Genomic DNA, 20750 nt, shown 5'->3' on the forward strand with positions numbered 1-20750 from the left:
CCGGTTCTGCCGGAGCCGGATTCGCGGTCGGTGCCGGGACCGGATGTGGCGGATTCGCGGGGGCCGGGCGCGGATGTGCCGGACGTGCCTGGTGTGCCGGGGTTTGTACTGGGTGTACCGGGATCGGATGTACCGGGGCGGGGATCGGTTGTGCCGGGCGCGCCGGGATTTGTGCCGGTATCGGATGCGCTCGGCTCGGATGCGCCGGGTGTGCCGGTGCCGGGCTCCGATGCGACGGGTGTGCCGGGACCGGGCTCGCGGTCGGTGCCTGACCTGTCGGCGATGTCGTTGACGCCGGGCTCGGATTCGGTTCCGGAGCCCGATCTGTCGGCTGTGCCGTCGATGCCGGACCTGCCGACTGTGCCTTCGGTGCCGGGCTCGCTCGCGCCGGGCTCTCAGGCGATGCCGGACTTGCTGCCGGTGCTGATGCGGAAGGTGCGGCGCCGCCGGCGGATCCGGGACGGGGTGACCGGGGGAGTGGCCGCGCTGGCCGTCGCGGCCGGGGTGGCTCTGGCGGTGTCCGTTTCGCTGCCGGACGTGTCTCCGCCGCCCGCCGCTCCCGCTGTCGCCGCGCCTCCGCCACCGCCTGCGCTCGCCATGTCGGCCCTCGGCGAATACCCGATCCAGGCCGCGGCCCGCATCGACCCCCAGTCGTGGGGCACCGAGGTCCAAATGTCCTGCAGCTACCGCGGCGGCAAGGGCGGGGACTACTCGCTCGTCGCCCTCGGCCGCGATGGCACCGAGGCCGAACTCGCCACCTGGAAGGCCTTGCCGGAGAACACGGCCAAGGTCGTGGTGGGCACACCGATGAAGTCCCAGGACATCGCCTCGCTGGAGATCCGGAGCGTACGGACGGGGAAACCGTTGATGCGCCTGGTTTATCCATGACTCGCTGACTCACGGGCTCGCTTCGGCCCACCCCGATGTGGCGTTGGTTGCGTTCAACGCACCGAACGCCGCATTGGGGCGCTTGGAGCGACCTCCGGATGCCGTGAGTGGCCGGCTTGAGTTGTCGGCGCGTAGCTGCTGACCGGCTCGCGTTACTACTGCGCGGCCGCAGGCCGGGCGGGCTCGGTTGTTGTGCGCCTTCGCTTGGCTCGGGTTGACGCCGAGCTGGTTCGTGACGTTTCGGGCGGCTGGGTCGCCCGCCGGTCGCGGCAGCGGCGGAGGGTCGCGGCGGCGGTTCCTGGCAGTGGCGATCTGTGCGGGTTGTGGCCGCGCGGTCGCCGGCCAGGTGTGGTGTCAAGCCGCTCGGGTGGTCTGCGCCGGCGGCGGTTGGGGTGCTGCGCGGCCGGTTTGGGCTGCCCGGTCGAGTGAATCGAGCGGGTTTTCGGCGCGAGCGGTCCCCTCGCGACAGGCGCGGCTTGGCGTGGTGGGCGGGCGCTGCGAACGTGGGTGCATGTCCTGGGGAATGGTCGTTGTGGGTGGGGCGGTGGTGCCCCTCCTGGTGTGGTTGCTGAGGCGGGCGGGTGCACCCGTGCCGCCGGTCGCGGCTGTCGTCGTGGTGGTGGCTGCGCTGCTCGTCGTCGTGTGGCGGTGGCGGGAGGGGCGCTGGGCCGAGTGGTGGTGGCCGGTGCCGTGGGTGCTCACGGTGGTCGGGGTGCCGTTGTGCCTGGCGGATGTCCGGCATCGGAGGTTGCCGGATGTGCTGACGTTGTCGGCGTATCCCGTCATGGCGACCGCGATGACCGTCGCCGCCGTAAGCGGGGGCGGGGCGACGCTGCTCGTGAGCGCGGCGGAGGGCGTGCTCGTGTTCGGCGGCGTCCATCTCGTCGTCCACCGGGTCAGGCCGGCGCAGCTCGGGGCGGGAGACGTGAAGCTCGCCGGCGTGCTCGGCGCGGTGCTGGGTGCGCTGGGCTGGGCGTCGGTGGCGGTCGCGGCGGTAGCGGCGGCCGGCCTGAGTGCCGTCGCGGCTGTGGGAACGCAGGTGCCGGCCATCGCCGAGCGGGCGCGCCGCACCCAACGAGCGAGCGGCCTTCCGGCGCCGGCCACCTCGCCGAAAGGCACATCCCGCGCAGGTAGGCGTCCGGCATTGGCCTCCTCTCCGAAGGACGAGCCAGGCGGCCATCCGGCATCGGCCACCTCAGCGAAGGAGGCGCGAGGCGGCCATCCGGCATCGGCCACCCCGCCAAGGGAGGCGCCGGGCGGGCATCCGGCATCGGCCACCCAGGAGACATCCCCGCCACAAGCCAGGGACGGGCCTTGCGCCCATCGGGCGATTCGGTGTGGTGTGCCCCACGGGCCGGCGTTGGTGGTCGCGGCCTGGATGTGCGCCGTGTTTCCCGGGGTGGGTTCGGGGGTGGTGCCGAGCTGAGGGGCTGCTGGTCAGGCGCCCCGCGAGCCGTGACAGGATTGCCAGGTGTTGCGCTGGATCACCGCAGGAGAATCGCACGGACCCGCCCTCGCCGCTGTGCTCGAGGGCCTGCCCGCTGGTGTGGAGGTGACCACCGGAGACCTCACCGCGCAGCTTGCGCGGCGACGCCTCGGGTTCGGTCGCAGCCCGCGCATGGGGTTCGAGACCGACCACGTGCAGTTCCTTGGCGGCGTCCGCCACGGGATCTCGCAGGGCGGCCCCATCGCGGTGCAGATCGAGAACGCCGAGTGGCCCAAGTGGGAGCAGGTCATGGCGGCCGACCCCGTGGACCCCGAGGTGCTCGCCGGCCTGGCGCGCAACGAGCCGCTCACGCGGCCGCGCCCCGGCCACGCCGATCTGCCCGGCATGCAGAAGTACGGCTTCGACGAGGCCCGTCCCGTGCTGGAGCGCGCGAGCGCCCGCGAGACGGCGTCGCGCACGGCACTGGGCACGGTGGCGCGCAACTTCCTGCGCCAGCTGCTGGGCGTGGAGGTGCTGAGCCACGTCGTGTCGATCGGCGGTGCCGACGCGCCCGAGGGGCCGCTGCCGCAGCCGGGTGACCTGGCCGCGATCGACGAGAGTCCCGTGCGGGCGTTCTCGGCCGAGGGCACCGAGGCGATGGTCGCCGAGGTCGACGCCGTGCGGAAGGCGGGCGACACCGTCGGCGGCGTGATCGAGGTGCTCGCTTACGGGCTCCCGCCGGGCCTCGGCTCCCACGTGCACTGGGACCGCCGCCTCGACGCGCGCCTCGCGGGCGCGCTCATGGGCGTGCAGGCCATGAAGGGCGTGGAGGTCGGCGACGGCTTCACCACCGCTCGGCGCTGGGGCAGCCAGGCCCACGACGAGATCGACCGCGGCACCGGCCCGGTCGGCGTCACGCGCCGCTCCAACCGCGCGGGCGGCCTCGAAGGCGGCATCACCAACGGCGAGCCCCTGCGCGTGCGCGTGGCGATGAAGCCGATCTCGACCGTGCCGAAGGCGCTGTCCACGGTGGACGTGCGCACGGGCGAGCCGGCCGTCGCGATCCACCAGCGCTCGGACGTGTGCGCCGTGCCGCGGGCCGGCGTCGTGCTCGAGTCCGTGGTGGCGCTGGTGCTGGCCGACGCCGCGCTGGAGAAGTTCGGCGGCGACTCGCTGGCCGAGAGCAAGCGCAACGCCGAGGGCTACCTGAAGGCGCTCGAGGAGCGCTGGTGAGCCCCCGCGCCGTGGTCGTGGGACCGCCGGGCTCGGGCAAGAGCACGGTGGGCCCGCTGCTCGCCGAGGCGCTCGGGGTGGCGTTCCGCGACACCGACGACGACATCGTCGAGCGAACCGGCCGCGCGATTTCCGACATCTTCGCCGAGGACGGCGAGCCGGCGTTCCGCGCGCTCGAAGCGCAGGCCGTCGCCACCGCCCTCGACGAGCACGACGGCGTCCTCTCCCTCGGCGGCGGCGCTCCGCTGACCCTGGAGACGCGGGCGCTGCTGGCGAAGCACACCGTGGTGTTCCTGAGCGTCGGCCTCGCCGCCGGCGTGCAGCGCACCGGCCTGTCGAGCGCGCGTCCGCTGCTCGCGGGCGTGAACCCGCGCGCCACGTTCAAGTCCCTGCTCGACGCGCGCCTGCCGGTGTACCGGGAGGTGGCGACCGTCGAGATCGAGACCGACCAGTGCACGCCCGCCGAGGTGGTGGCCACCGCGGTCGCCGCGATCGAACCGGCCGAAGTCCGCAAGCAGTAGGACGCTGAGCAACACAGACCCGGAGTGCCACAACTCCAGGAGTAGTGAGGAAAACCCGTGTCCCAACCCGTCCGGATCCGCGTCGCGACCGCGCACCCGTACGACGTGCTCGTGGGCCGCGGCCTGCTCGCCGAGCTCACCGCACAGCTCGCCGACGCGTCGAAGATCGCGCTGATCCACCCGCCCACGCTCACCGCCACGGCCGAGGCCGTGCGCGAGGAGCTCGCCGAAGCGGGCCTCGACGCGCACCGCGTGGAGATCCCGGACGCCGAGGACGGCAAGGCCTTCTCCGTCGCCAGCTTCTGCTGGGAGGTCCTCGGCCGAATCGGGCTCGACCGCCGCGGCGTGGTCGTGGGCCTCGGCGGCGGCGCCGTGACGGACCTGGCCGGCTTCGTCGCCGCCACCTGGATGCGCGGCGTGCGCCTGGTCAACGTGCCGACCACGCTGCTCGGCATGGTCGACGCGGCCGTCGGCGGCAAGACGGGCATCAACACCGAGGCCGGCAAGAACCTCGTCGGCGTGTTCCACGAGCCGAGTGCCGTGCTCGTCGACCTCGCGACGCTGGAAACCTTGCCCCGCAACGAACTCGTGGCCGGCATGGCCGAGGTCGTGAAGACCGGCTTCATCGCCGACCCGCGCATCCTGGAGCTGATCGAACAGGATCCCGAAGCCGCCCTCGACCCGACCGGAGACGTGCTGGCCGAGCTGGTCCGCCGCTCGATCCAGGTGAAGGCCGACGTCGTCGCCGCCGACCTGCGCGAGTCCGACCTGCGCGAGATCCTCAACTACGGCCACACCCTCGGCCACGCCATCGAGCGCCGCGAGCGCTACCGCTGGCGCCACGGCGCGGCCGTGAGCGTGGGCCTGGTCTTCGCCGCCGAGCTCGCCCGCCTCGCCGGGCGCCTCGACGACGAGACCGCCGCGCGCCACGCGTCCGTGCTGAAGCTGATCGGCCTGCCGACCACCTACGACGCCGACGCGCTGGGCCAGCTCATGGAAAGCATGAAGGGCGACAAGAAGACCCGCTCCGGCGTGCTCCGGTTCGTGGTCCTCGACGCGCTCGCCAAGCCCGGCCGCCTCGAAGGCCCGGACCCGGCGCTGCTGGCCGCCGCGTACTCCGCGGTCGCGGCCGACGCCCCCAAGAGCGGCGGGAGCGTGCTGCTGTGAAGGTCTTCGTCTTCAACGGCCCCAACCTCGGCCGCCTCGGCAAGCGCGAGCCCGCCGTCTACGGCTCGACGACCCACGACGACCTCGCCGCCCTCTGCGTGAAGACGGGCACCGAGCTCGGCCTCGACGTCGAGGTGCGCCAGACCGACCACGAGGGCGAGCTCGTCGGCTGGCTCCACGAGGCCGCCGACGGCGGTAACCCGGTCGTGCTCAACGCCGGCGCCTGGACGCACTACTCGATCGCCGTGCGCGACGCCGCCGCGCAGCTGTCCGCGCCGCTGATCGAGCTGCACATCAGCAACGTCCACAAGCGTGAACAGTTCCGCCACCACAGCGTGCTCTCCGACGTCGCCACCGGCGTGATCGTGGGCCTCGGCGTCGACGGCTACGGCCTCGCGCTGCGCTGGGTCGCAGCGAACGTGAAGTGACCCAGGAGCTCACCACCGACCGGCTCCGGCTGCGGGCCCTGACCGAGGCCGACACCGACGCCGTGGTGGCGGTGTTCGCCGACCCGGAGATGAGCCGGTTCTTCGCCGCCGACTTCTCCGACCCCGACCAGGTCCGCGCCATGGTGGCCCGCCGCCTGGCCTTCGACGGGCCCGAAGGCCAGGGCCACTGGGTGGTCGAGCACGAGGGCGAAGTCATCGGCGTCGCGCACCTGCGCCCGTCGTCCGAGCTGCCTGGCGACGTCGCCGAGGTGGGGTACTTCATCGCCGCGAAGCACGCGGGGAAGGGCTTCGCCACCGAAGCCGCCAGCGCGCTCGTGGACCATGGCCTCATCACTCTCGGCCTGCCCGCTGTGTGGGCGCTCGTCCACGAGGACAACGCGGCCAGTCTCGCGATCACCCGCCGGCTCGGCTTCCTCGACGTCGGCTCGGGCGTGCACTACGGCGACGTGCACCGCGTGCTCGTCGCGCTGCCCACCGCGCACGGCCGGCCCCACCACCTCGAGCTCTGGGTCCCGGACCTCGCGCGCGCCGAACGCAGCTGGGGCTGGCTGCTGGGCCGGCTGGGCTGGCGCGAGTACCGGCGCTGGCCCGACGGCGTCAGCTGGCGCCTCGGCCCCACGTACCTCGTGGTGGAGGCCTCGCCCGCCATGGCCGCCGGACCGCACGAACGCCTTCGCCCCGGCCTCAACCACCTCGCCCTGCACGTCGCAACCCGCGCCGAGGTCGACGCGCTCGCGGCCGGTGGGCCCGGCTGGCGGCCCCTGTTAGCGGACCGTTTTCTCTACGCGGGCGGGAAACCGCACTACGCGGCCTACCTCGAGAACGACGACGGCTTCGAGGTCGAGCTTGTTGCCCTCGAACACCCGCGAGACGGGGACGCGTTCACCCAACCGGGTTAGGACTGGTTAGACTCAACCATCATGCACCCGTTTCGTGGCGGGGTTCGGCGACCCGCGCGAGCCCTGTTCGCCCTGGCGTTGTCGGGGGTCGTGGTGGCGGGCTGCAGCGACAGCTACGCGCAGACCCAGGCCGACGGACCCGACCACGGCGGCATCGCGGGTGGCAAGCCGGCTCCGGCGAAACCCCCGCGCGTGGCGAACGTCCCCCTGGAGACCGCGAAAGCCCGCCAGAGCAACGGAGTGGTAGCCGCCGGAGCCGCCGACGCGGTCTACAACTACGGCCCCACGGCGATGGTCGAAAACGGCAAGACCCGCCTGTGGTGGTGCAGCCAGTACGGCAGCGCGGCCCCGCCCGGCGACGACATTCTCTACGCCGAGGCGCCCTCGGCCGACGGTCCCTTCACCGGACCCGGTGGCGGCGCGCCGATCGCGGTCCTGTCCGGTTCGCCCGGCGCGTTCGACGGCGTGCACACGTGCGACCCGTCCGTGCTGCGCGTCGGCGGCACCTACTACCTGTACTACACCGGCGCGGCGGGCGACCACGCGCTCGGCAACGCCGTCGGCCTCGCGACGAGCCCCGACGGCGTCCACTGGACCCGGGCGGCGGGCGGGCGCCCGATCCTCGGGCCTTCGCACGACGTGCACCGCGACAACGTCTACGGCGCCGGCCAGCCCTCGGTCGTGTTCCTCGACGGCTGGTACTATCTCATGTTCACCGACACCACCGGCCGCGCCGCCGGCTGGAACGGTGCCGGCCAGTTCGTGATCCGCTCGCACGACCCGGCGTTCGGCAGCGGCGTGGAATCGTTGGGGGACAGGGGTTTCGGGCCCGTATCGAGCACCTCGGCACCACGTGAGCGCTCGGTGGTCGACGGGTTCAGCGCCGACCTCGAATGGGTCGGCGCGCTCGACGCGTTCGTGATCGCCCACGAGACCGCGGACGGCACCTCGCTCACCTTCTGGGACAAGGACTTCACCCTCCAGCCCTACACGCCGCTGGTGATCCCCGGCGCGTGGAAGGAAGGGCCCGGCCTCATCCGCCGGCCGGACGGCCACGCCCCGACGTCGGTCACGGACCCGTGCGACACCGTCTCGTTCGACGTCGTGCGCGCGACCGCGATCGGTTCCGCGGGCGCGCCGACGGGCTTGAAGCACTTCGGGCTCGACGTGCAGGGCGCCGGCGGCTGCTCGAGCCCCGACCGCGTGACCACGACCTTCGACGGCGTCGCGATGCCGTCACCGGATCGCCGGATGGATCTGTTCCGTCGCGGCGTGCGCATCCGCGTCGACCGCCGCTCCGTCGCCGCCGCGCTGGCCGGGGAAGTGGTGGACCGGCCGCTCGCGCCCGTCGCCGGGCTGCCCGTGAAGACGACGCTGAAGTCCGGCACGAACGTGGTGCACTCGTACGGCCACGGGTACGGCGTGGTGCTCGGCAACGAGCTCTACGGCCTGCCCGACACCACGATCGTGGACCTCAACGGGGCCGAGGTGACGGAGATCGACCCGCGACAGTGGGACGCCTACGCGCCCGGGCTCCCGCTGGGCGGCTGACGGGCGACGGCTTCGGCCGCGGCGCGCCGGCCGGCTCGGCCTCCGGCAGCTCCAGCTGACCCGACTGGCTGCCCGACCCGTCGTCCTCGTCGTCCTCGGGTTCCGGCTCCTCGTCCTCCGGCGCGGGCCGCCGCACGCGCGAGCCGACGAACAGCCCCAGCCCGGCCGGCACCAGCACCAGCAGCGCCGAGAACGCGGCACCCCCGGTGAGCGCCGCGCCCAGCTCCGACGTCCCGGTCTGGTCGACGAACACCGCGCGCCCGATCACATACAGGATGCCGGAGACGACGCCGGCCACCAGCGACGCGATGAACCAGGCCCGGCCGCGGTCCGGCTTGCCGAGCCAGCCGTCGACCGCGCTCCACAGCGCCGCGACGCCCACCAGCACGGCGAGGGTGACGGACGTGATCACCGTCTGGTCGGTCGGGTGGAACACGGACCACTTGGCGAGCAGCGTCATGGCGGCGGCGTGGACGACGGCCATGACCAGCCCGCGAGTCAACCAGGCACCCAGCATGGACGGAGTGTAGGTGCCACCGGGTGAACGCCGTGTGGTCCACCCGGAGCAGCGGCTCCGGGTGCCCGGCCGCTTGCGGACGGTGACCGCCGCGAGCGTCCCCGGACCGGGCGATCCGCGTGGCTAAGCTGGCCGGGTGCCTGAAACCCACGCTCACCGTCGCGGCGCGCTGCGGTCCCTGATCACCGATTCCGGGGTCGACGCGCTGCTGGTCACCGACCTGCTCAACATCCGCTACCTCACCGGGTTCACCGGGTCGAACGCCGCGCTGCTCGTGCACGCCGGCGGCGAGGCGCAGACCGTGTTCTGCACCGACGGCCGCTATACGACCCAGTCGGCGTCCGAGGTGCCCGATCTGATGCGCGTGATGGGCCGCGCCAGCGACCGTGTGCTCGCCGACTTCGCGGCCCGCGCCCACTCGACCTACGGGCGTACCGGGTTCGAGAGCCAGCACGTGAGCGTGGAAGACCACGAGGCGCTCAAGGTGCGCTTCGACAAGGTGACGCTGGTCCGGACGCCCGGGCTGATCGAGCAGCTGCGCGCGGTGAAGGACGAGGTCGAGGTCGCGGCCCTGCGCTCGGCCTGCGCGGCGGCCGACCGCGCGCTTGCCGACCTGCTGGCGTCCGGCGGCCTGCGCGCCGGGCGCACCGAGCTGGAAGTGGCACGCGACCTGGAGAACCGCATGCTGGAGCACGGTTCGTCGGAGCCGTCGTTCGCGACGATCGTGGCCGCCGGGCCCAACTCGGCGATCCCGCACCACCAGCCCACCGGGGCGCAGCTGCGCGAAGGTGACTTCGTGAAGCTCGACTTCGGCGCGACCGTCGACGGCTACCACTCCGACATGACCCGCACGTTCGTGCTCGGCAAGGCCGCCGACTGGCAGCGCGAGCTCTACGACCTGGTCCACCGCGCCCAGGCGGCCGGTACCGCGGCCGTGTTCCCGGGCGCCGACGTGTCCGAAGTGGACGCCGCGGCCCGCTCCGTGATCGCCGCCGCGGGCCGCGCGGACGAGTTCGCCCACGGCCTCGGCCACGGCGTCGGGCTCGAGGTGCACGAGGCGCCCAGCCTCGCTACCACGGGCGTCGGTACACTGTCCGCCGGTATGGCGGTCACCGTCGAGCCCGGCGTCTACCTCGCGGGGCGCGGTGGCGTGCGCATCGAGGACACGCTCGTCGTGCGGGACTCCGGGCCCGAACTCCTCACCCTGAGCACCAAGGACCTCGTGGCCGTCTGAGACGGGCCGCGGACGAAGAGATCGACACAGGAGACCGAAAGCTCGTGGCCACCACCAACGACCTGAAGAACGGGCTCGTCCTCAACCTTGAGGGCCAGCTCTGGACCGTCACCGCGTTCCAGCACGTCAAGCCGGGCAAGGGCGGCGCGTTCGTGCGCACCACGCTCAAGCACGTGCTGACGGGGAAGGTCGTCGACAAGACCTTCAACGCCGGCACGAAGGTCGAAACGGCCACCGTGGACCGCCGGAACATGACCTACCTGTACAAGGACGGTCAGGACTTCGTGTTCATGGACGGCGACACCTACGACCAGATCACGGTTCCGGCCGAGGTCGTGTCGGACAACGCCAACTACATGCTTGAGAACACCGAGGTCCAGGTCGCGGTGCACGAGAACGAGGCGCTCTACATCGAGCTCCCGACCTCGGTCGAGATCGTCATCCAGCACACCGACCCGGGCCTGCAGGGCGACCGCTCCACCGGCGGCACCAAGCCGGCGACGCTCGAGACCGGCGCGGAGATCCAGGTCCCGCTGTTCGTGTCGACCGGCGAGAAGATCAAGGTCGACACGCGTGACGGCCGGTACCTCGGCCGCGTCTCCAGCTGATGGCGGACAAACAGAAGCCGCACCCGAACCGCGGCGGCGCGATCAGCAGGCGGCAGGCCCGCCGGCGTGCCGTCGAGATGCTGTACGAAGCTTCGCAACGCGGCACCGACCCGGTCACGCTGCTGGCCGACCGGGTCGGGTCCACCGACGTCGACCCGGTCGCCGACTACACGATCACTGTCGTGGAGGGCGTCACGACCCACCGCGAGCAGGTCGACGAGCTGCTGGCCGAGCACTCGCAGGGCTGGACACTGGACCGCATGCCGCCGGTCGACCTGGCGGTGCTGCGCGTGGGCGTCTACGAGATGCTCTGGTCCTCCGACGTGCCCGACCCCGTCGCGATCGACGAGGCCGTGGGCCTGGCGAAGGAGCTCTCGACCGACGACTCGCCGCGCTTCGTCAACGGCGTGCTCGGGCGCATCGGGACGATCGCCGACCGCCTGCGGGCCGTGCTCTGACCCGCTGACTTCGAAGTCGAAAACAAGCCGAAAACCGCCGAAGGCCGCGAGCTCCGTACTGGAGCCGCGGCCTTCGGCGTTGTGCTGGTGTCCCCAGGAAGCCTCACGAGTGGGGTCCGGAAGAGGTCTTCGTCACACCGAGCGTGTCAGAGCCGGCGCCGGGCCGTGCTCGGGCTCGCCCGGGCGTCGCCCGGTGAACCGGGTTCACCGTCACGGCAACCCGGAAGCGCTAGCCCGAACGGGTCACGCGCCGGAACGGCAGACGCGGGTGCGAGGGGACGGCCGGGGTGGTGTTGATCACCGTCCGCAGCCGGTCCGGCGGTGTCCGAAGCTCGGTGGGTGTTTCCGGTGCCCCGCCGAAAACACCCACCGCGTCGGGCAACCGCCGCCCATCAGTCTTCTTTGGACGGACGGGCCTCGGGCGGCAGGACGCCCCAGTCGATGAGCTGTTCGGTGAGCTCGCCGGGGGTCATGTCGTAGATGATCGCGAGCGAGCGCAGGTCCTCGGTGCGGATGGAGAGCACCTTCCCGTTGTAGTCGCCGCGCTGGCTCTGGATCGTGGCCGCGTACCGCGCGAGCGGGCCGACCTTCTCCGCGGGCAGCTGCTGGAGCCGCTCGAGGTTGATCACGATCTTCGTGGCGGGCTCGGCACCTGAGGGCACACGGCCCTCCGGCAGCAGTTCGACCACCGGTACACCGTAGAAGTCGGCCAGTTCGGCCAGCTTCTGGACGGTGACGGCGCGGTCGCCACGCTCGTACGAGCCGACGACGACGGCCTTCCAGCGGCCGCCCGACTTCTGCTCGACGCCGTGCAGGGACAGGCCCTGTTGCTGGCGGATCCCGCGGAGCTTGGCCCCGAGCGCCTTGGCGTAATCGCCCATCTGGTGGTTCTCCGTTTCCTCACCCCCACTCCGGTCGTGGTGACCGGTCAGGGGACTCCTCGAGTCGAATACTCAGAGTAATGGTTACGCATAGTTGTCACCAGGTCAAGCAGAAGGTCTCCGTACCTGGTCGCGGACGTGGGCACACCACCCGGAAGGATGATTGACCTCGCCTGCTACTGTCGGTGCGATTTCCCGGCACGAGCTGGGAGTCGACGTCCTTTAAGGACCCGTCCAGAGAGGCGGGGAAGGAGGTCCGCCTTGTCGTCACGTCCGCGTGGCGCGGCGGAACCGGTCGGGGAGCGCGAGCTTCTTTCGGCCGGCGATGTCGCGCGCACCATCGCCCGGATGGCCCATCAGGTCATCGAGAAGACCGCACTCGGTGCGGGTACTTCGGGCGATGCCTCATCCGCACCACTCGCCCCACCTGTGTTGCTGGGCATCCCCACCCGCGGTACTCCGCTGGCGACCCGGCTCGCCGGGAAGATCGGCGAGTTCTCCGGCGTCGTCCCCCCGACGGGGGCCCTTGACGTCACCCTCTACCGCGACGACCTGCGCCGCCGTCCGCCGCGCGCGCTCGAGCAGACGCAACTGCCGCTCGGCGGCATCGACGACCGGGTGGTGATCCTGGTCGACGACGTGCTGTTCTCCGGCCGCACCATCCGCGCCGCCCTCGACGCCCTGCGCGACCAAGGCCGCCCGCGCGCCGTGCAGCTGGCCGTGCTCGTCGATCGCGGCCACCGCGAGCTGCCGATCCGCGCCGACTACGTCGGCAAGAACGTGCCCACCGCGCGGGCCGAGGGCGTGTCCGTGCTGCTGTCCGAAACGGATGGGCGCGACGCGGTCCTGCTCCGCGCACCGGAAGGAGAGTCCCGGTGAAGCACCTGCTCGCCACCGACGGCCTGGACGCCGACACCGCCACGGCCGTCCTCGACACCGCCGACGAGCTGAAGCACACGCTGCTCGGCCGGGAGGTCCGCAAGCTGCCGACGCTGCGCGGCCGCACGGTGATCACCCTGTTCTACGAGAACTCCACCCGCACGCGCGTGTCGTTCGAGATCGCCGGGAAGTGGATGAGCGCCGACGTGATCAACGTCTCGGCGTCGAGCTCCTCGGTGAACAAGGGCGAGTCGCTGCGGGACACCGCGCTCACGCTCGCCGCCGCGGGCGCCGACTGCGTGATCGTCCGGCACCCCGCCTCGGGCGCCGCGCACCGGCTGTCGGGCTGGCTCGCCGAGGCCGGCACGGCCGTGGTCAACGCGGGCGACGGCACCCACGAGCACCCCACGCAGGCGCTGCTCGACGCCGCGACCCTGCGCGAACGGCTCGGCTCGCTGAAGGACCGCCGGGTGGCGATCGTCGGCGACGTGCTGCACAGCCGCGTCGCCCGGTCGAACATCCACCTGCTGAGCACCCTCGGCGCGGAGGTGGTGCTCGTCGCGCCGCCGACGCTGCTGCCGGTCGGGGTGGAGACGCTGCCGGTCACGGTCTCGCACGACCTCGACGCCGAACTGCCGGCCGTAGACGCCGTGATGATGCTGCGGGTGCAAGCCGAACGGATGCACGGGGGCTTCTTCCCGTCGTCGCGCGAGTACTCGATCTCCTACGGCCTGTCCGAGCGGCGCCAGCGGCTGCTGCCGGACCACGCCGTGGTGCTGCACCCCGGCCCGATGCTGCGCGGGATGGAGATCGCCTCGGCGGTCGCCGACTCCCCGGCCTCGGCCATCACCGAACAGGTCCGCAACGGCGTCCACGTGCGCATGGCGGTCCTCTACCACCTACTGGCCAGTGAAGGAGCTGCTGCATGACGCCCCCGCTCGTGATCAAGGGCGCGCGCCCGTACGGGGAGGGCGAGCCGGTCGACGTGCTCGTCGAGGACGGCGTGATCACCGCGATCGGTGAGGTCACCGTTCCCGAAGACGCCGAGGTGGTCGAAGCCGAGGGTCAGGTGCTGCTGCCCGGGTTCGTCGACCTGCACACCCACCTGCGCGAGCCCGGCCGCGAGGACACCGAGACCATCGAGACCGGCTCGGCCGCCGCGGCGCTGGGCGGTTACACGGCCGTGTTCGCCATGGCCAACACCGACCCGGTGGCCGACAACGCGCTCGTGACCGACCACGTGTGGCGCCGCGGGCAGGAGGCCGGCCTGGTCGACGTGCACCCGGTCGGCGCCGTCACGGTGGGGCTCAAGGGCGAGAAGCTCGCGGAGCTCGGCACGATGGCCAAGGGCACCGCCGCCGTGCGCGTGTTCTCCGACGACGGCGTCTGCGTGGCCGACCCGCTGCTGATGCGCCGCGCGCTGGAGTACTCGACCGCACTCGACGCCGTGATCGCGCAGCACGCCGAGGAGCCGCGGCTCACGGTCGGCGCGCAGGCCAACGAGGGCGAGAACTCCGCCCGCCTGGGCTACCCGGGCTGGCCTGCCTCGGCCGAGGAGTCGATCGTCGCGCGCGACTGCCTGCTCGCGTTGCACGCCAAGGCGCGCCTGCACGTCTGCCACGTGTCCACCTCGGGCACGGTCGACGTCCTGCGCTGGGCGAAGGACCGCGGGACCAAGGTGTCGGCCGAGGTCACGCCGCACCACCTGCTGCTCACCGACGAGCGCCTGGCCACCTACGACCCGGTCAACAAGGTGAACCCGCCGCTGCGCACCGGCGGCGACGTCGAGAAGCTGCGCGCCGCGCTGGCCGAGGGCGTGATCGACTGCGTCGCCACCGACCACGCGCCCCACGCCGTGCAGGACAAGGACACCGAGTGGAGCGCCGCGCGCCCGGGCATGCTGGGGCTGCAGACCGCGCTCTCGGTCGTCGTCCGCGCGATGGTGGAGCCGGGCCTGCTCGACTGGCGCGGCGTCGCCCGCGTGATGAGCGAGCGGCCCGCCGCGATCGGCAACCTGCCCGACCACGGCCGCCCGCTCGAGGTCGGCGAGCCCGCCAACCTGACCCTCGTCGACCCCCGTGCGGAGTGGACGGTGCGCGGGGCTGAGCTCGCGAGCATCTCCGCGAACACCCCGTACGAGGGAATGCGGCTGCCCGCCGTGGTGACGGCCACCGTGCTGCGCGGGCGGATCACCGCGCGCGAAGGGAAGATCTGCTGATGGACCGGTTCCTCCTCGTTCTGGGGATCGTCGCCTTCTTCCTGCTGTGCCTGTGGGGCATGTGGGTGGGCTGGCGGCGCAAGTCGCGCTCGCAGAGCGCGCAGGTGCCGCCGTTCCCGGGAATTCCCGGGGATCCCGGTGAGATCCTGCTGGAGTCGACCGGGCTCTACGTCAGCACCACCACCGCCGGCCACTGGCAGGACCGGGTCGTGACGCGGGGCGCGGGGTTGCGCACCGGCGCGGTCTGGCGCCTGTACCCGGGCGGCATCGCGGTGGAACGCGGCGGCGCGCCCGACTTCTGGATCCCGCGCGAGGCGGTCACCGGGATCCGCCGCGACTCGAAGATCGCCGGGAAGGTGATGGGCACCGACGCGCTGCTCGTCATCACCTGGCGCCTGGGAGACGCCGACCTCGACACCGGCTTCCGCGGTGACGAGCTCGACGACTATCCACAGTGGATCGAACAGCTTTCCCCCGACAACTCGGATCACGACATCAAGGGAGGTGCCCAGTGAGCACCGCGAACGGCACTCGCGTCCCCGCCGCCCTGGTTCTGGAGGACGGCCGGGTCTTCCGCGGCGCGGCCTACGGCGCGCGCGGGCGGACGCTCGGCGAGGCGGTGTTCTGCACCGGCATGACCGGCTACCAGGAGACGCTGACCGACCCGTCCTACCACCGGCAGATCGTGGTGCAGACCGCGCCGCAGATCGGCAACACCGGCTGGAACGACGAGGACGACGAGTCGGACCGCATCTGGGTCTCGGGCTACGTGGTGCGCGACCCGGCCCGCACGCCGTCCAACTGGCGCAGCAAGCGCGGCCTCGACGAGGAGCTGGCCCGCCAGGGCATCGTCGGCATCTCCGAGGTCGACACGCGCACGCTCACCCGCCACCTGCGCGAGCAGGGCGCGATGCGCGCGGGCGTGTTCTCCGGCGACGCGCTGGGCAGCGACGAGCAGATGGTGGCCGAGGTCCTGGCCAGCCCGCAGATGAAGGGCGCCGACCTCGCGGGCGAGGTCTCCACGGACAAGCCCTACGTCGTCGAGGCGCAAGGCGAACGGCGCTTCCGCGTCGCCGCGCTCGACCTGGGCATCAAGTCCAACACCCCGCGCCTGATGACGCAGCGCGGCATCGAGGTCCACGTGCTGCCCGCCGCGACCACGGTCGAGGAGCTGCTCGCGGTCGAGGCCGACGGCGTCTTCCTCTCCAACGGCCCGGGCGACCCCGCGACCACCACGCACGCCACCGCGCTGACGAAGGCTGTGCTGGAGCACGAGATCCCGCTGTTCGGCATCTGCTTCGGCAACCAGATCCTCGGCCGCGCGCTGGGGCTGGGCACGTACAAGATGCGCTACGGCCACCGCGGCATCAACATCCCGGTGATCGACGTGGCCACCGGCCGCGTCGCGATCACGGCGCAGAACCACGGCTTCGCGCTCGAAGGCGAGCCGGGCCAGCGGTTCGAGTCGCCCTACGGCGCCGCGCAGATCAGCCACTACTGCCCGAACGACGACACCGTCGAGGGCGTGCGCGCCTTCGACGTGCCGGCGTTCTCGGTGCAGTACCACCCCGAAGCCGCGGCCGGACCGCACGACGCGGCGCCCCTGTTCGACGAATTCGTGACCCTGATGGAGAAGAAGGCCTGATGCCGAAGAGGACGGACATCCAGCACGTGCTGGTGATCGGCTCCGGGCCGATCGTGATCGGGCAGGCCGCCGAGTTCGACTACTCGGGCACACAGGCCTGCCGGGTGCTGCGGGCCGAGGGCCTGCGCGTGAGCCTGGTGAACTCGAACCCGGCCACCATCATGACCGACCCCGAGTTCGCCGACGCCACCTACATCGAGCCGGTGACGCCGGACTTCGTGGAGAAGGTCATCGCGCAGGAGCGGCCCGACGCCATCCTCGCGACGCTGGGCGGGCAGACGGCGCTCAACTGCGCGGTCGCGCTGCACGAGCGCGGCGTGCTCGAGAAGTACGGCGTGGAGCTGATCGGCGCCGACATCGACGCCATCCAGCGCGGCGAGGACCGGCAGAAGTTCAAGGACATCGTGCGCACGATCGGCGCCGAAGTCCCCCGCAGCCGCGTCTGCAAGACCATGGAGGACGTGCGCGCCACCGTCGCCGAGCTCGGCCTGCCGGTCGTGATCCGGCCGTCGTTCACCATGGGCGGCCTGGGTTCCGGCCTGGCCTACACGCCCGAGGAGCTGGAGCGCCTGGCGTCCACCGGCCTGAGCGAGTCGCCGGTCACCGAGGTGCTCATCGAGGAGAGCGTGCTCGGCTGGAAGGAGTACGAGCTCGAGCTGATGCGCGACAAGAGCGACAACGTCGTGGTCGTCTGCTCGATCGAGAACGTCGACGCGATGGGCGTCCACACGGGCGACTCCGTCACCGTCGCTCCCACGATGACGCTCACCGACCGCGAGTACCAGGTGATGCGCGACGTCGGCATCGCCGTGCTGCGCGAGGTCGGCGTGGACACCGGCGGCTGCAACATCCAGTTCGCGATCAACCCGGACGACGGGCGCATGGTCGTGATCGAGATGAACCCGCGGGTGTCCCGTTCGTCGGCGCTCGCGTCGAAGGCCACCGGCTTCCCGATCGCCAAGATCGCCGCGAAGCTCGCCATCGGCTACACGCTCGACGAGATCCAGAACGACATCACCGGCGAGACCCCGGCGGCCTTCGAGCCGACGCTCGACTACGTCGTGGTGAAGATCCCGCGCTTCGCCTTCGAGAAGTTCCCGGGCGCCGACCCGACGCTCACGACCACCATGAAGAGCGTCGGCGAGGCGATGTCCTTCGGCCGCAGCTTCCCCGAGGCGCTCGGCAAGGCCATGCGGTCGATCGAGACCAAGGCCACCGGCTTCTGGACGCTGCCGGATCCCGAGGGCGTGACCATGGAGTCCACTTTGGACTCGCTGCGCATGCCGCACGAGGGCCGGCTGTACGAAGTGGAGCGGGCGCTGCGCCTGGGCGCCACCGTCGAGCAGGTCCACGAGGCCAGCGGCATCGACCCGTGGTTCGTGGACCAGATCGCGCTGATCGGCGAGGTCGGCTCCGAGGTGCGCGACGCGCCGGTGCTCGACGGCGAGCTGCTGCGCCGAGCCAAGCGCACCGGCCTGTCCGACCGCCAGGTCGCCGCGCTGCGCCCGGAGCTGGCGGGGGAGGACGGCGTGCGCACGCTGCGCCACCGCCTCGGCGTGCGGCCGGTGTTCAAGACCGTGGACACGTGCGCGGCCGAGTTCAAGGCGGACACGCCGTACCACTACTCGGCCTACGAGACCGACCCCGCGGCGCAGTCGGAGGTCGTGGCGCAGGGTGACAAGCCGAAGGTGCTCATCCTCGGCTCCGGTCCGAACCGGATCGGGCAGGGCATCGAGTTCGACTACTCCTGCGTGCACGCCGCGATCGCGCTGCGCGAGGCCGGGTTCGAGGCCGTCATGGTCAACTGCAACCCCGAGACCGTCTCCACCGACTACGACACCTCCGACCGCCTGTACTTCGAGCCGCTGTCTTTCGAGGACGTGCTCGAGGTCGTGCACGCGGAGCAGCAGTCGGGCACCGTCGCGGGCGTGATCGTGCAGCTCGGCGGCCAGACGCCGCTGGGGCTCGCGAAGCGCCTGGCCGACGCCGGCGTGCCGGTGGTCGGCACGCCGCCGGAGGCCATCAACCTGGCCGAGGACCGCGGCGCGTTCGGCGAGGTGCTCGGCGACGCCGGGCTGCCGGCGCCGAAGTACGGCACGGCGACCTCGTTCGAGGGCGCCAAGCGGATCGCCGACGAGATCGGCTACCCGGTGCTCGTGCGCCCGTCCTACGTGCTCGGCGGGCGCGGCATGGAGATCGTCTACGACGAGGAGACCCTCGCCGGCTACATCCGCCGCGCCACCGAGGTCACGCCCGAGCACCCGGTGCTCGTGGACCGCTTCCTCGACGACGCGATCGAGATCGACGTCGACGCGCTGTTCGACGGCGAGGAGCTCTACCTCGGCGGCGTGATGGAGCACATCGAGGAGGCCGGCATCCACTCCGGTGACTCCTCGTGCGCGCTGCCGCCGATCACGCTCGGTGCGACCGACCTCGAAGAGGTGCGCCGCTCCACGGAGGCGATCGCCCGCGGCGTGGGTGTGCGCGGCCTGCTGAACGTGCAGTACGCGCTCAAGGACGACGTGCTGTACGTGCTGGAGGCCAACCCGCGCGCCTCGCGCACGGTGCCGTTCGTCTCGAAGGCCACCGCGGTGCCGCTCGCGAAGGCGGCGGCGCTGGTGATGACCGGCTCGACGATCAAGGACCTGCGCGCCTCGGGTGTGCTGCCCGCAGAGGGCGACGGCGGCCGGATGCCGGCCGACTCGCCGGTGGCGGTCAAGGAGGCCGTGCTGCCGTTCCACCGGTTCCGCACGCCTGAGGGCCACGGCGTGGATTCCTTGCTGGGCCCGGAGATGAAGTCGACGGGCGAGGTGATGGGTGTGGACGTGTCCTTCGGGAAGGCGTTCGCGAAGTCCCAGAGCGGCGCGTACGGCTCGCTGCCGACGTCCGGGCGCGTGTTCGTCTCGGTGGCCAACCGCGACAAGCGCTCGATGGTCTTCCCGGTGAAGCGGCTGGCGGACCTCGGGTTCGAGATCCTGGCGACGTCCGGCACCGCCGAAGTGTTGCGGCGCAACGGAGTCGACTGCACGGTGGTGCGCAAGCACTACGAAGGTTCCACCGAAGCCGAGCCGAACATCGTCGACGTGATCCTCGCGGGTGGCGTCGAGATGGTCATCAACACGCCGTACGGGAACAGCGGCCCGCGCATCGACGGCTACGAGATCCGCACCGCGGCGGTGTCGCGCGACATCCCCTGCATCACCACCGTGCAGGGCGCGGCGGCGGCCGTGCACGGCATCGAAGCGCTCATCCGGGGTGACATCGGGGTGCGCAGCCTCCAGAGCCTCCAGGCGGCGCTGAAGGCCACGAAGTGAGCGGGCAGCGGTTCGGGGCCCGGCTGGCGAAGGCGGTCGCGGAACGCGGGCCGCTGTGCGCCGGCATCGACCCGCATCCGGGCCTGATCGAGTCCTGGGGCCTGCCCCTGAACGTCAGTGGTCTGGAACGGTTCGCGCTGGGCGCCACGGAGGTCCTGGCGGCCGCCACGGCGATCGTGAAGCCGCAGTCGGCCTTCTTCGAGGCGTTCGGCCCGCCCGGCGTGGCGGTGCTCGAACGCGTCGTGGACGCGGCCCACGACGCCGGTGCGCTCGTCCTGCTCGACGTCAAGCGCGGCGACATCGGCTCCACGATGGCGGCCTACACGGCCGCCTACGTGGCCGAGGGGGCAGCGTTCAAGGCCGACGCGGCCACAGTTTCGCCGTATCTCGGGTTCGGCGCGCTGGATCCCGCCGTGGCGGCCGCCACGGCGGCGGGCACCGGCCTGTTCGTGCTCGCCCGCACGTCGAACCCAGAGGCCCACGCGCTGCAGAGCGCGCGGCTGGCGGACGGCCGCACGGTGGCCCAGAGCATCGTCGACGCGGCCGCGGACCACAACGCCGGTGCCGAGCCCCTCGGCGACGTCGGCGTGGTCGTGGGAGCCACGATCAGCCCCGGTGAGCTGGACCTTTCCCGGCTCGCCGGGCCCGTGCTCGCGCCCGGGTTCGGCGCCCAGGGGGCAACTGTGGCGGACTTAAGGGCAGTCTTCGGGCCCGATCTGCCGGGGGTGCTGCCGGCGTCATCGCGCGACCTGCTGCGCCACGGTCCGGACCCCGAGGCCATGCGCCGCGAGGTCGTCCGGGTCACGGCGCTGCTGGGCCACACAGCCGAAAAAGACCAATAGCAGGCCCCGGAATCGGCCTC

The 20750-nt window shown here is 72.0% G+C and carries 19 protein-coding genes; 17 read left to right on the top strand and 2 right to left on the bottom strand.

Translation table 11 applies throughout. The annotated features are described in order from the left end of the window. Window positions 1-1399 precede the first annotated feature (1399 nt). From ABZU76_RS45400 to ABZU76_RS45430, 7 genes are read left to right on the top strand one after another with little or no spacing between them, the layout of a single operon-like run. Complete coding sequence (locus tag ABZU76_RS45400; RefSeq protein WP_354882778.1) at window positions 1400-2314, top strand: prepilin peptidase; 915 nt, start codon at window positions 1400-1402, stop codon at window positions 2312-2314. 45 nt (window positions 2315-2359) lie between these two features. Then, a complete protein-coding gene (gene aroC / locus ABZU76_RS45405; RefSeq protein WP_220238453.1) occupies window positions 2360-3547 on the top strand; it encodes a chorismate synthase in 1188 nt (395 codons plus the stop codon). Next, on the top strand, window positions 3544-4068 hold the full coding sequence (locus tag ABZU76_RS45410) for a shikimate kinase (RefSeq protein WP_354882782.1): 525 nt from the start codon (window positions 3544-3546) through the stop codon (window positions 4066-4068). The genes aroC and ABZU76_RS45410 overlap by 4 nt, the downstream gene beginning before the upstream one ends. A 57-nt stretch (window positions 4069-4125) precedes the next feature. Further along, window positions 4126-5235, top strand: coding sequence for a 3-dehydroquinate synthase (gene aroB, locus ABZU76_RS45415; protein WP_220238455.1), 1110 nt, complete (start codon window positions 4126-4128; stop codon window positions 5233-5235). Continuing rightward, window positions 5232-5663: a type II 3-dehydroquinate dehydratase gene (aroQ, locus tag ABZU76_RS45420; protein ID WP_354882786.1), complete on the top strand. Its 432-nt coding sequence runs from the start codon at window positions 5232-5234 to the stop codon at window positions 5661-5663. The genes aroB and aroQ overlap by 4 nt, the downstream gene beginning before the upstream one ends. Further along, window positions 5660-6583 carry a GNAT family N-acetyltransferase gene (locus ABZU76_RS45425; protein ID WP_354882789.1) on the top strand — a complete coding sequence of 308 codons (924 nt, stop codon included), beginning with the start codon at window positions 5660-5662 and terminating at the stop codon, window positions 6581-6583. Before aroQ ends, ABZU76_RS45425 begins: the two co-directional genes overlap by 4 nt. Window positions 6584-6604: 21 nt before the next feature. Further along, window positions 6605-8134, top strand: coding sequence for a beta-xylosidase (locus tag ABZU76_RS45430; protein ID WP_354882792.1), 1530 nt, complete (start codon window positions 6605-6607; stop codon window positions 8132-8134). Here the strand turns inward: ABZU76_RS45430 and ABZU76_RS45435 are convergent. Continuing rightward, window positions 8058-8651, bottom strand: coding sequence for a B-4DMT family transporter (locus ABZU76_RS45435; RefSeq protein ID WP_354882795.1), 594 nt, complete (start codon window positions 8649-8651; stop codon window positions 8058-8060). The two genes, ABZU76_RS45430 and ABZU76_RS45435, sit on opposite strands and share 77 nt — an antisense overlap. 136 nt (window positions 8652-8787) lie before the next feature. Between ABZU76_RS45435 and ABZU76_RS45440 the strand changes: the two genes are divergently transcribed. From ABZU76_RS45440 to nusB, 3 genes are read left to right on the top strand one after another with little or no spacing between them, the layout of a single operon-like run. Further along, entirely contained in the window at window positions 8788-9885 is a 1098-nt protein-coding gene (locus ABZU76_RS45440; protein WP_354882798.1) for a Xaa-Pro peptidase family protein, read from the top strand. A 44-nt stretch (window positions 9886-9929) separates the two neighbouring features. After that, window positions 9930-10493 (top strand): elongation factor P, encoded by a 564-nt coding sequence (gene efp / locus ABZU76_RS45445; RefSeq protein ID WP_220238459.1) that lies wholly within the window; start codon window positions 9930-9932, stop codon window positions 10491-10493. After that, the gene (gene nusB, locus ABZU76_RS45450; RefSeq protein ID WP_220238460.1) at window positions 10493-10951 is read left to right on the top strand and encodes a transcription antitermination factor NusB; all 459 of its coding nucleotides are present in this window, start codon (window positions 10493-10495) and stop codon (window positions 10949-10951) included. Before efp ends, nusB begins: the two co-directional genes overlap by 1 nt. Window positions 10952-11343: 392 nt before the next feature. On the opposite strand, the gene ABZU76_RS45455 is transcribed toward nusB, so the two are convergent. Further along, complete coding sequence (locus tag ABZU76_RS45455) at window positions 11344-11832, bottom strand: helix-turn-helix domain-containing protein (RefSeq protein ID WP_003096372.1); 489 nt, start codon at window positions 11830-11832, stop codon at window positions 11344-11346. A gap of 261 nt (window positions 11833-12093) precedes the next feature. On the opposite strand from ABZU76_RS45455, the gene pyrR reads away from it, so the two are divergent. From pyrR to pyrF, 7 genes are read left to right on the top strand one after another with little or no spacing between them, the layout of a single operon-like run. Next, window positions 12094-12711, top strand: coding sequence for a bifunctional pyr operon transcriptional regulator/uracil phosphoribosyltransferase PyrR (gene pyrR / locus ABZU76_RS45460; protein ID WP_354882802.1), 618 nt, complete (start codon window positions 12094-12096; stop codon window positions 12709-12711). Beyond that, window positions 12708-13640, top strand: a complete 933-nt coding sequence (locus ABZU76_RS45465; protein ID WP_220238462.1) for an aspartate carbamoyltransferase catalytic subunit — start codon at window positions 12708-12710, stop codon at window positions 13638-13640. The genes pyrR and ABZU76_RS45465 overlap by 4 nt, the downstream gene beginning before the upstream one ends. After that, complete coding sequence (locus tag ABZU76_RS45470; protein WP_354882806.1) at window positions 13637-14929, top strand: dihydroorotase; 1293 nt, start codon at window positions 13637-13639, stop codon at window positions 14927-14929. Before ABZU76_RS45465 ends, ABZU76_RS45470 begins: the two co-directional genes overlap by 4 nt. Then, window positions 14929-15444, top strand: coding sequence for a transporter (locus ABZU76_RS45475; RefSeq protein WP_220238464.1), 516 nt, complete (start codon window positions 14929-14931; stop codon window positions 15442-15444). The genes ABZU76_RS45470 and ABZU76_RS45475 overlap by 1 nt, the downstream gene beginning before the upstream one ends. Next, complete coding sequence (gene carA, locus ABZU76_RS45480; protein ID WP_354882809.1) at window positions 15441-16574, top strand: glutamine-hydrolyzing carbamoyl-phosphate synthase small subunit; 1134 nt, start codon at window positions 15441-15443, stop codon at window positions 16572-16574. Before ABZU76_RS45475 ends, carA begins: the two co-directional genes overlap by 4 nt. Continuing rightward, window positions 16574-19888 (top strand): carbamoyl-phosphate synthase large subunit, encoded by a 3315-nt coding sequence (carB, locus tag ABZU76_RS45485; protein ID WP_354882812.1) that lies wholly within the window; start codon window positions 16574-16576, stop codon window positions 19886-19888. Before carA ends, carB begins: the two co-directional genes overlap by 1 nt. Then, window positions 19885-20730 carry an orotidine-5'-phosphate decarboxylase gene (gene pyrF, locus ABZU76_RS45490; RefSeq protein WP_354882815.1) on the top strand — a complete coding sequence of 282 codons (846 nt, stop codon included), beginning with the start codon at window positions 19885-19887 and terminating at the stop codon, window positions 20728-20730. The genes carB and pyrF overlap by 4 nt, the downstream gene beginning before the upstream one ends. Window positions 20731-20750: the final 20 nt, after the last annotated feature.

Origin of the sequence: Amycolatopsis sp. NPDC005232 (genome assembly GCF_040607795.1) — a bacterium.
In the GTDB taxonomy this organism is placed as follows: Bacteria; Actinomycetota; Actinomycetes; order Mycobacteriales; family Pseudonocardiaceae; genus Amycolatopsis.